Annotated in this window: 9 protein-coding genes; 5 read left to right on the top strand and 4 right to left on the bottom strand. The window is 70.5% G+C overall.

Annotated elements, in window-relative coordinates:
- The 4 genes from BSE24067_RS31675 to BSE24067_RS31660 form a co-directional block, all read right to left on the bottom strand.
- Positions 1-2485, bottom strand: a 2485-nt coding sequence (locus BSE24067_RS31675) for a molybdopterin oxidoreductase family protein (protein ID WP_174904988.1), incomplete at its 3' end; no start/stop codon positions are given.
- Between the two features lie 16 nt (positions 2486-2501).
- The gene (gene nirD / locus BSE24067_RS31670; protein WP_151068451.1) at positions 2502-2846 is read right to left on the bottom strand and encodes a nitrite reductase small subunit NirD; all 345 of its coding nucleotides are present in this window, start codon (positions 2844-2846) and stop codon (positions 2502-2504) included.
- 38 nt (positions 2847-2884) lie between these two features.
- The gene (gene nirB, locus BSE24067_RS31665) at positions 2885-5446 is read right to left on the bottom strand and encodes a nitrite reductase large subunit NirB (protein WP_151068450.1); all 2562 of its coding nucleotides are present in this window, start codon (positions 5444-5446) and stop codon (positions 2885-2887) included.
- 20 nt (positions 5447-5466) lie between these two features.
- Positions 5467-6792, bottom strand: coding sequence for an MFS transporter (locus tag BSE24067_RS31660; protein WP_151068449.1), 1326 nt, complete (start codon positions 6790-6792; stop codon positions 5467-5469).
- Positions 6793-7497: 705 nt separating this feature from the next.
- Here BSE24067_RS31660 and cobA point away from each other — a divergent pair.
- From cobA to BSE24067_RS31635, 5 genes are all read left to right on the top strand, one after another.
- Entirely contained in the window at positions 7498-8256 is a 759-nt protein-coding gene (gene cobA / locus BSE24067_RS31655; protein WP_151068448.1) for a uroporphyrinogen-III C-methyltransferase, read from the top strand.
- A 205-nt stretch (positions 8257-8461) separates the two neighbouring features.
- Positions 8462-9055, top strand: a complete 594-nt coding sequence (locus BSE24067_RS31650) for an ANTAR domain-containing response regulator (protein WP_151068447.1) — start codon at positions 8462-8464, stop codon at positions 9053-9055.
- A 5-nt stretch (positions 9056-9060) separates the two neighbouring features.
- Entirely contained in the window at positions 9061-10104 is a 1044-nt protein-coding gene (locus tag BSE24067_RS31645) for a CmpA/NrtA family ABC transporter substrate-binding protein (RefSeq protein WP_151068446.1), read from the top strand.
- Between the two features lie 143 nt (positions 10105-10247).
- Complete coding sequence (locus tag BSE24067_RS31640) at positions 10248-10847, top strand: uracil-DNA glycosylase family protein (RefSeq protein ID WP_151068787.1); 600 nt, start codon at positions 10248-10250, stop codon at positions 10845-10847.
- Positions 10848-10877: 30 nt separating this feature from the next.
- On the top strand, positions 10878-11483 hold a 606-nt coding region (locus tag BSE24067_RS31635; protein WP_174904987.1), incomplete at its 3' end, for a YkgJ family cysteine cluster protein.

Below are 11483 nucleotides of genomic sequence, written 5' to 3'. Positions count from 1 at the left end.
GGCTGAACAGCCCCGCGAGCATGCCGTCGAGCCAGAGCCGCACCGGCGGCGCGAGCGGCGCGCTGGCGGGCAGCACCGGCACGCCGCCTTCGCGGCGGCCCGCGCTCGCCTTCAACCCGCTGACGAGGCCGGCCACGTACAGGCGTTCCGCGTCCGAGAGCGGCGGCGGCGCGAGGTCTGCCACGCCGAGCGCGGCCGCGAAAGTGTCGAGGTCTGCCATGTCGGTTTCCTGTGAGGCCGCGATCGGCGCCGTTGCGGGCGCCGGCGCCGCGTCGGCGGCGAGCGCATCGGGCTGCGCGGCGTCGGCGTCGGCGGACGCGAACGCATCCGTGTCGACGCGCGTCAATGCGACCGCGCAATATTTCAGTTCGGGCTGCTGCGATTCCGGATCGATCGCGTCGTTCGTCACCGCGTTGATGCACAGATCGTCGCCGTACACGTCGTTCCAGTGCATCGGCGCGAAGCAGGTGCCGCGCCGCACGCGCTCGGTCACGACCGCCGGCAGCACCGCGCGGCCGCGTGCCGAGCGGATCTCGACGCTGTCTTTCGTCGCGATGCCGAGCGCGCTCGCGTCGTCCGGATGCAGTTCGACGAACGGGCGCGGATTGAGCTTGTTCAGGATCCCGACCTTGCCCGTCTTCGTCATCGTGTGCCACTGATGCTGCAGCCGCCCGGTATTCAGCACGATCGGGAACGTATCGTCCGGCAGCTCGGCAGGTGCGACGTGCGGCCGCGCGAAGAACCGCGCCTTGCCCGACGGCGTCGGGAACGCGACGCGCGGCGCGTCGTGCCCGTCGGCTCCCGCGCGCGGCGTCTGGCTCACGCCGTCGTTCAGATAGCGGATCGGGTGCCGCTCGCGCGCGGTGCCCGGCGCGACCGGCCATTGCACGGGGCCGTCGCGCAGCGCCGCGTGGCTCGCGCCGCGCAGGTCGTAGCCGGTCGCCGGATTCGAAAAGCGCACGATCTCGTCGAACACGTCGGCCGCCGACGCATAGTCGAACGCATCGCCGAAACCCATCGCGCGCGCGACTTCGGCGACGATGCGCCAGTCCGGCAGCGCATCGCCGGGCGGCGCGATCGCCGCGCGCATCAGCGTCATGTTGCGCTCGGAGTTGATCATCACGCCGTCGCCCTCGGCCCACAGCGCGCCGGGCAGCAGGATGTCCGCGTAGCGGTTCGTCTCGGTGTCGAGGAACGCGTCCTGCGCGATCACGAGCTCCGCAGCCTGCAGCCCCGCGATCACGTTCTGCCGGTTCGGCACGGTCGCGACCGGGTTCGTGCAGATGATCCAGCACGCCTTGATGTCGCCGGCCGCCATCCGTTCGAACAGATCGACCGTGCCGTTGCCGGTTTCCTTGCGCAGCGTGCCGGCCGGCACGCGCCACAGGTTCTCGACGAAGCGCCGGTCGTCGTCCGACGCGACCGAGCGCTGGCCCGGCAGGCCGGCGCCCATGTAGCCCATCTCGCGCCCGCCCATCGCGTTCGGCTGGCCGGTCAGCGAGAACGGCCCGCTGCCGGGGCGGCAGATCTTGCCGGTCGCGAGATGCAGGTTGCAGATCGCGTTGGTGTTCCACACGCCGTGCGTGCTCTGGTTGAGCCCCATCGTCCAGCAGCTCGTCCATTCCTGCGCGTCGCCGATCCATTGCGCGGCAGTGCGGATGTCGGCTTCCGCGAGCCCCGTGATCTCGGCGACGCGCTCGGGCGTGTAGTCGGCGAGGAACGCCGGCATCGCGTCCCAGCCTTCGGTGTACATGTCGATGAACGCGGCATCCGTGTGCCCGTTCGCGTGCAGCAGATGCAGCAGCCCGTTCGTCAGCGCGAGATCGGTGCCCGGCCGGATCTGCAGGAACAGGTCGGCCTTGTCGGCGGTCGCGGTGCGGCGCGGGTCGACGACGATCAGCTTCGCGCCGGCCTTCACGCGGTCCATCATCCGCAGGAACAGGATCGGATGGCAGTCGGCCATGTTCGCGCCGATCACGAAGAACAGGTTCGCGCGATCGAAATCCTGATATGAACCCGGCGGGCCGTCGGCGCCGAGTGACTGCTTGTAGCCGGTGCTCGCGCTCGCCATGCACAGCCGCGAGTTCGACTCGATGTTGTTGGTGCCGACGAAGCCCTTCGCGAGCTTGTTCACCAGATACTGCGCCTCGATCGACATCTGCCCCGACACGTAGAACGACAGCGCATCGGGCCCGTGCGTGTCGAGCACCGCGCGCAGCCGCCGCGCGGTCTCCGCGATCGCGTCGCGGGCCGGCAGCGGCACGAGGTCGTCCTCGCGCGCGCGCCGCACGAACGCGCGGTCGAGCCGGCCCGAGCGGCGCAGCGCAACGTGCGCGGACGAGCCTTTCGTGCACAGCCGCCCGAAGTTGGTCGGATGGTCGGAGTCGCCGGACACCTTGACGACTTCGCCATCCTCGACGTGCAGCACCATCCCGCAGCCGACGCCGCAGTATGGGCACACGCTCTTGACGGGAGTGGCGGTCATGCGCGTTCCTCGACGATCAGGCGGCGATCCACACGAAACCGTCCTCGACTCGCGACGGGTACGCGTTCACCGATTGCTCGGGCGCTTCGACGCATTCGCCGGTGCGCAGGTCGAAGTGCTGCTTGTACAGCGGCGACGCGACGACGACGCGCTCACCGAGGCTGCCGACCAGCCCGCGCGACATCACGGCCGCTTGCGACACGGGGTCGACGTTGTCGATCGCGAATACGCCGCCGTCGGGGTGCGCGACATGAAACACGGCGATCTGCTCGCCGTTGACGAGCGCGCACACGCCGGTGTTCGGCACGATGTCGTCGAGCGGGCACACGCGGGTCCAGGACAGGGGAAGACGATCGTTCATGATGGGCTCCTTCGGAAAGACGCTGGTGTCGGTCAGGATCAGACGGTCGCCGGTTCGGCGACGACCGGAATCGCGACGGGCTTGCCGCGCACGCGCTCGCCGGGCGTCGCGGGACGGATCTGCCCGCGCGTCTCGACGAACGCGATGTTCGTGTCGGGCGCGTCGCTGTTCACGAAGTGGCGGAAGCGCTTGCGCGTATCCGGATCGGTGACGGCCTTCTTCCATTCGCATTCGTACGTGTCGACCACGTGCTGCATGTCGGCCTCGAGCTCGGCCGCGATCCCGAGCTTGTCGTGCACGACGACGTCGATCAGGTAGTCGAGCCCGCCCTCGAGGTTGTCGCGCCACACGCTGGTGCGCTGCAGCCGGTCGGCCGTGCGCACGTAGAACATCAGGAAGCGGTCGATGTAGCGGATCAGCGTGTCGCGGTCGAGGTCGGACGCGATCAGTTCCGCGTGGCGCGGCTTCATCCCGCCGTTGCCGCACACGTACAGGTTCCAGCCCTTCTCGGTCGCGATGATGCCGACATCCTTGCCCTGCGCTTCCGCGCACTCGCGCGTGCAGCCCGACACGCCGAACTTGATCTTGTGCGGCGCGCGCAGGCCCTTGTAGCGGTTCTCGATGTCGATCGCGAGGCCGACCGAATCGTCGACGCCGTAGCGGCACCACGTCGAGCCGACGCACGACTTCACGGTGCGCACGGCCTTGCCGTACGCGTGGCCCGATTCGAAGCCGGCCGCGATCAGTTCTTCCCAGATCGCCGGCAGTTGCTCGACGCGCGCGCCGAACAGGTCGACGCGCTGGCCGCCGGTGATCTTCGTGTACAGGCCGTACTTCTTCGCGACCTGGCCGACCGCGATCAGCCCTTCCGGCGTCACCTCTCCGCCCGGCATACGCGGCACGACCGAATACGTGCCGTCGCGCTGGATGTTCGCGAGGTAGTAGTCGTTCGAATCCTGCAGCCCTGCGTGCTCCTTCTTCAGCACGAACTCGTTGAAGCACGATGCGAGGATGCCGGCGACGGCCGGCTTGCACACGTCGCAGCCGAGGCCGCGGCCGTGCTTGTGCAGCAGTTCGTCGAAGGTCGTGATGCGCTCGACGCGAATCAGGTGGAACAGCTCCTGCCGCGAATACGCGAAGTGCTCGCACAGATGATTGTTGACCGCGAGGCCCTGCTTCTTCATCTCTGCCTTCATGATCTGCGTGACGAGCGGCACGCAGCCGCCGCACGACGTGCCCGCGCCCGTGCACGACTTCAGCGCGCCGAGGCTCGTCGCGCCGTCGGCCACCGCCGCGCAGATCTGCGACTTCGACACGTTGTTGCACGAGCAGATCTGCGCGCCCTCCGGCAGCGCGTCGACCCCGAGCGCGGGCTTCGCCGCGCCGTCCGACGACGGCAGGATCAGGAATTCGGGCTGCTCGGGCAGCTCGATGCGGTTCAGCATCATCTGCAGCAGCGTCCCGTATTCGGTGGCGTCGCCGACCATCACCGCACCGTGCAGGAACTTGCCGCAGTCAGACACCACCAGCTTCTTGTAGACCTGGCGGCGCTCGTCCGCGTACTGGTACGTGCGGCTGCCGGCCGTCGCGCCGTGCGCGTCGCCGATGCTCGCGACGTCGACGCCCATCAGCTTCAGCTTGGTGCTCATGTCCGCGCCGGCGAACGCGGCGTCCGCATCGCCCGCGACGTGCTTCGCGACCACGCGCGCCATGTCGTAGCCGGGCGCGACGAGGCCGTACACCATGCCGCTCCATGCCGCGCATTCGCCGATCGCGTAGATGTCGGCGTCGCTCGTGCGGCATGCGTCGTCGATCGCCACGCCGCCGCGCGGGCCGATGTCCAGACCGCACGCGCGGGCCAGTTCGTCGCGCGCGCGGATGCCGGCCGAGAACACGATCATGTCGGTGTCGAGGTGCGAGCCGTCGGCGAAGGTCATCCGGTGCACGCCGTCTTCACCGTCGACGATCTCGAGCGTGTTCTTGCCCGTATGCACGGTCACGCCGAGCGCCTCGATCTTCGCGCGCAGCATCCGGCCGCCGCCGTCGTCGACCTGCACGGCCATCAGCCGCGGCGCGAATTCCACCACGTGCGTGTCGAGGCCCATGTCGCGCAGCGCCTTCGCGCATTCGAGACCCAGCAGCCCGCCGCCGACCACCACGCCGCGCTTCGCCCGCGCGCCCGCCGCCCGCATCGCTTCGAGATCCTCGATGGTCCGGTACACGAAGCAGCCCGCGCGGTCGCGGCCCGGCACAGGCGGCACGAACGGCCGCGAGCCCGTCGCGAGCACCAGCTTGTCGTAGCCAAGCGTTTCGCCTGATGCGAGCGTAACCGTATGCGCGGCGCGATCGATCGACGCGACGCGCGCGTTCAGGCGCAGGTCGAATTGCGGATGCTTGTCGAAGAAGCCGGGCTCGACGAGCGACAGGTCGTCCGCCGACTTGCCCGCGAAGAATTCCGACAGATGCACGCGGTCGTACGCCGGGCGCGGCTCCTCGCCGAGCACCGTGACCTGTAGCGCGTCGGCCGTGCCGGCTTGCGCCGCGACGCATTCGAGAAGCTTGTGGCCGACCATCCCGTGGCCGATGACGATGAGTTTCATGGTGACGTTCCCTCGGTCGATCAGTTCGCGGCGTTGGCGGCGGCCAGCGCGCGATCGCGCAGCTCGGCCTCGCGTGCGTTGTGTTCTTCGCTGAAGCGCACGGCCATCGCGCACAGCGCGGTCGCGGTGACGACGAGGCCGAGCACGCTCAGCGTGTACTGCACGTCGCCGATACCCTTCAGCAGGAAGGATGCGGCCACCGCGCCGACGTTGCCGCCCGCGCCGACGATCCCCGCGACGCCGCCGAGCGCCTTGCGGTCGATGAACGGCACGAGCGCGTAGGTCGCGCCGCACGCCATGTGCGTGAAGAGGCCGAACGCGAGCATCGCAACGAGCGCCATGCCGACGCCTTGCGCATGCGAGAACCAGATGAGCCCGAGCCCTTCGCCGACGATCAGCGCGCACAGCAGCATCGCGCGCACGTCGAGGCTGCGGCGCACGGCGATCCGGTCGGACAGCCAGCCGCCGAGCGCGCGCGCGAACAGCGCGAGCAGGCCGAACAGGCCGACCGCGAAGCCGGCGTCCTTCAGCGACAGCTTGAAGTGATCGACGTAGTACAGCGCGGCGATGTTGTGGATGAAGACTTCGACGCCGAAGCATGCGCCGTACGTGACGAACAGCATCCACACGCGATAGTTGCCGCATGCGGTGAAGAAGCTCGCCCAGCCGCCCTTCTTGCCGCTGTCGACCGTCACGCCCTGCTTGCGCAGCGCGGCGAAATCGCCTTGCGGGCAGTCCTGCGTGAAGCGCCAGTACGCCCACGCCATGACGAGCATCGCGACGCCCGGCACGATCAGCGCGAGACGCCACGACGTGTCGTCGCCGAAGCCGAGCATCACGGCGGCGGCAACCAGCAGCGGCATCATCGCCTGCGTCGCGCCCGCGCCCGCGTTGCCCCAGCCGGCCGTCGTCGCGTTCGCGGTGCCGACCACGTTCGGCGCGAACATCACCGACGTGTGGTACTGCGTGATCACGAAGCCCGCGCCGATCGCGCCGATGCCCAGACGGCAGATCAGGAACGACAGGTAGTCGTGCGTGAACGACACCGCGAACACGGGGATCGCGCCGAGCAGCAGCAGGCCCGCATACACGCGGCGCGGGCCGAAGCGGTCGCACATCGGGCCGACCAGCAGCCGCACGGCGATCGTCGCGGCCACTGCGGCAATGTTGACGTTCGCGACCTGCGCCGCGGTCAGATGGAATTCGCGCGAAATCAGCGGCATCAGCGGCGCGCACGCGAACCACGCGAAGAAGCACACGAAGAATGCCATCCACGTCATGTGGAACGCGCGCATCGGCGCGGTGCGGAAGCTGAAGAGATCGATACGGGTTGCTTTGTCGGTCATGTCATCCGCCAAACGAAAAACGGCGTCCTGCGCACGGTCTCGTCGAGAGACCCGATGCGTAGGACGCCGTTGCCCATGAAGCCCGTTGCCGGGCGCGTCGGTATTCGGTACTGCGGACGGATCGCCGTTGACCCGTCCGAACGAGCTAACGCAAGCGTCGTGCCAAGCTGGCGCCGATCGCGCCGCGCGCCCCGCTGCACAAGGCGTGCGGGGCAGCGGGCGTGTCGCTGCGGTGTGCCGCGCGCTCTCCGTCGCGATGCACCGAGGCACAGATGTGGTGCGCTGCAGCACTGTCGCCGTGCGACATCGCGGTGCGCGCTCGCGGGCGCGATGCACGCCGACGCGGCATCGCGTGCGCGATTGCGTCGCGGCTGCATGCGCGGCTTCACGCGTGGCTGCCTGCGTATTGGCCGCCGGCGCCGCCGCTCGCGCGGCACGTCCCGCGCCGCTCGCCACCGTTCGCACACCGCTCGCGCAGGTTGGCCCGGATATTGCTGAATCCACTGCACACACCGGCAACGGCGCCGGTGGGCAGTCCCGCACATGCAGGCCCGTCGTCGCACGCGGGCCCAGCCAATCCGCAACCCGGACAACGACGTCCTCCCGTGCATGCACGGCCGGATGCCGTGGTCGTCTCGACCGCCCGCCAGCGCCGCGCAACGACACGCAATCGACCGCCGCAGACAGGCGGCACTGGAACACGACATGACAGGCAAAGTCACGCTGCTGGGCGCCGGGCCCGGCGATCCCGATCTCCTGACGCTGAAGGCCGTGAAGGCGCTGGCGGCCGCCGACGTGCTGCTGCTCGACGATCTCGTCGCGCCCGGCATCGTCGAACTCGCGCCGCACGCGCGCGTGATCCGCGTCGGCAAGCGCGGCGGCTGCCGCTCGACGCCGCAGGCATTCATCGAGAAGCTGATGCGCCGCTACGCGCTGCGCGGCGCGCACGTCGTGCGCGTGAAAGGCGGCGACGCGCTGCTGTTCGGCCGCGCCGGCGAAGAACTCGCGACGCTGCGCGCCGCCGCGATTCCGGTCGAGATCATCAACGGCATCTCGTCGGGCTTCGCGGCCGCCGCGAGCCTCGGCATCTCGCTCACGCACCGCGAGCACTGTCAGGGCGTCACGTTCGTCACCGCGCACCGCCAGGATCACGGCGAGCCCGACTGGGCCGCGCTTGCTGCGACCGGCACCACGCTCGCGATCTACATGGGCATGAGCCGCGTCGAGAGCATCGCGGCCGGGCTGCTCGCCGCACTGCCCGCGTCGACGCCCGCCGCCGCCGTGCAATGGGCCGGCACGCCGCACGAGCGCCGCTGGACCGGCACGCTCGGCGGCCTCGCGCAGGGTGTCGCGGCCGCCGGGCTCGGCAGCCCCGCCGTGATGCTCGTCGGCGCGGCGATCGGCGAAGCGTCCGCGCAGTGCGTCGATGCCGCCGGCCACGTGATGCTGTCCCGGGCCGCGTGATGCGGCACGTGATTCGCTCCGTCGTGCGCCCTCTCATGCGCGACGCCGTGCCGTGCAGGCCGCACGCCCGTTCCACTGGCCGCAGCCGCGTTCACGCGGGCTGCCCGAAGGCCAGGCGCGATGTCCGGCATACGCGTGCATCGGTGCGCGCCGCGCCGGTATCGTTCAACCGTTGCACCGAAGCCCGTCCGTTCCCGTTCGCGTCATGAGTTCGTCCGTCCCGCCCGCACGCCTGCGCGTGCTGCTCGTCACCGATACCGACAAGCCGATCGGCGAGCTCGGCGATGCGCTCGCGCGTCTCGGCTACGAAATGCTGAACGACGTCGCGACGCCCGCGCGCCTGCCCGCCGCCGTCGAGGAACAGCGCCCCGACGTCGTGATCATCGATACCGATTCGCCGTCGCGCGACACGCTCGAGCAACTGGCCGTGATGCACGCGACCGCGCCGCGCCCCGTGCTGATGTTCAGCCACGATGCCGACCAGGCGCTGATTCACGCGGCCGTCGGCGCGGGCGTCAGCGCGTATCTCGTCGAAGGACTGTCGGCCGAGCGTCTCGCGCCGATCCTCGAAGTCGCGCTCGCGCGCTTCTCGCACGACGATGCATTGCGCCGCCGGCTCGCCGACGTCGAACGCGAGCTCGACGAGCGCAAGCTGATCGATCGCGCGAAACGCCTGCTGATGGACCGGCGCAGGCTGTCCGAACACGATGCGTATGCGCTGCTGCGCAAGCGCGCGATGGATCAGGGGCTGCGCATCGTCGACGTCGCGCGGCAACTGCTCGACGCGTCACCTCATTGACCGCCATGAACATTTCAATTCCCGCCGCGCCGGAACGCGCGCATCTTCGTGTCGGGTTCGTCGCGCTGAGCGACGCGGCCCCGCTGATCGTCGCGCAGCGGCTGAACCTCGGCGCGCGCCACGGCCTGACGCTCGCGTTGAGCCGGCAGCCGTCCTGGGCCGCCGTGCGCGACAAGCTGCTGACCGGCGAGCTCGACGCCGCGCACGCGCTGTACGGGCTCGTATGCGGATTGCAGCTCGGCATCGGCGGCCCGCAGACCGACATGGCCGCGCTGATGGTGCTGAACCGCAACGGCCAGGCGATCACGTTCGCGCGCGGCCTCGCCGACGCATTCCGCGCGAGCGGCGACGCGCGTGCGGCGTTCGCGACGCTCGGCCGCAAGCCGCTGCTCGCGCAGACCTTCCCGACCGGCACGCACGCGATGTGGCTGAACCACTGGCTCGCGTCGCACGGCGTCGATCCGCTGCGCGACGTGCGCAGCGTCGTGATCCCGCCGCCCGAGATGGTCGCCGCGCTCGCGAGCGGCGAGCTCGACGGCTTCTGCGCGGGCGAGCCGTGGCACGCGGTCGCCGAGGCGTGCGGCGCGGGGCGGACCGTCGCCGTCACGAGCGAGATCTGGCCCGATCATCCGGAGAAGGTGCTCGCGGCACGGCGCGAGTTCGTCGCGCTGTATCCGGCCACCGCGCGCGCACTGATCCGCACGCTCGTCGACGCGTGCGCGTGGCTCGACGATGCGGCCCACCGCCGTGAAGCGGCCGACTGGCTCGCGTCGCCCGATGCGCTCGGCGTGCCGGCCCGGCTGATCGCGCCGCGCCTGCTCGGCGACTACGGCGCGGGGCCGTATGTGCAGCCGCCGCTGCCGATCCGGTTCCACGACGGCGGCGCCGTGAACCGGCCCGATCCGCGCGACGGCCAGTGGTTCCTGTCGCAATACCGGCGCTGGGGCATGCTCGATGGCGCGCACGACGATGCGGCGATCGCCGCGGCGATCGCGCAGACGGCGTTGTATGATGCTGCGATCGCCGAAGACGGTGCAACGGCCATGTGATCCCGCCCCGGGACACCGCGGCCGCCGCGCAGCGCCCTCCCGCGCCGCGGCCCGCCTGACGCGAGCGGCAGCCCGCAGCGGGCGCGCCGCGCCGCATCGGCGCCGTTGCGTCCGTGCGGCCATTCCGTCCCCGTTCAGACCCGATGCCGAAACGACTGCGCACGCCGCTCGACGTGCTGCTCACCGAAATCCGCGCGTGCCGCGCATGCGAAGCCGACCTGCCGCTCGGCCCGCGCCCCGTCGTGCGCGCGCATCGCGATGCGCGCATCCTGATCGTCGGGCAGGCGCCCGGCGCCCGCGTCCATGCGAGCGGCATCCCGTGGGACGACGCGAGCGGCAAGCGGCTGCGCGACTGGCTCGGCGTCGACGCCGACGCGTTCTACGACGAAACCCGCTTCGCGATCGTGCCGATGGGCTTCTGCTACCCCGGCCGCGGCGCGAGCGGCGACAACCCGCCGCGCCCCGAATGCGCACCGCTGTGGAGCGCGCGGCTGCTTGCCGAACTGCCGTCGATCCGGCTGACGCTGCTGATCGGCCAGTACGCGCAGCGGTACTTCCTGCGCGACACGCGCAAGGCCACGCTGACCGACACCGTCGGCGCATGGCGCGACTACGGCCCCGGCGTGCTGCCGCTGCCGCATCCGTCGCCGCGCAACCAGGCGTGGTTCAAACATCATCCGTGGTTCGATGCGGAGGTCGTGCCCGAACTGCGCCGGCGCGTCGCGCCGCTGATCGCCGGCTGACGCACGCGATCGCGCCCGCTCCCTACGCGCATGACGCCGAACGACATCGATTTCTCCTGCACCGGCTGCGGCCGATGCTGCCATGACCTGCGCATTGCGCTGACGGTCGCCGAGGCCGCGGCATGGCTGCAGCGCGGCGGCCGCGTCGAGCTGCTGTGCGACGCGATCCTATGGCCCGTCGAGCCCGCGCCCGGCGACGCATTCGCAGCATACAAGCGCGCGCGTTCGTCGCCCGCGCTCAGCGGCACGCTGCCGATACGCGTCACCATCCTGCTCACCACTTCGCATGCCGGGCCGTGCCCGAACCTGCGCGACGGCATGCGCTGCGGGATCTACGACGAACGGCCGCTGGTGTGCCGGATCTATCCGGCCGAGGTCAATCCGTTCGTGCCGCTGACGCCGGACGGCAAGCAGTGCCCGTCCGACGCGTGGCAGCATGCGCCGCTCATGCGAAGCGGCACGATCGTCGATGCGCGCACGCGGGACGCCATCGCGCGCGCAAGCGCCGCGAGCGAGGCCGAGACGCCGCTGCGCACGCGGCTTGCCGCGGCGCTCGCGATCGATACGGCGGCGGTCGCGAACGAAGGCTTCGCGATCCACGCGCCGCCGGCCGGCGCGCTGCTGGCCGCGCTGCAC

Origin of the sequence: Burkholderia latens (genome assembly GCF_902499045.1) — a bacterium.
Taxonomy (GTDB): Bacteria; Pseudomonadota; Gammaproteobacteria; order Burkholderiales; family Burkholderiaceae; genus Burkholderia; species Burkholderia latens.
This window is presented reverse-complemented; position numbering and strand designations above follow the sequence as displayed.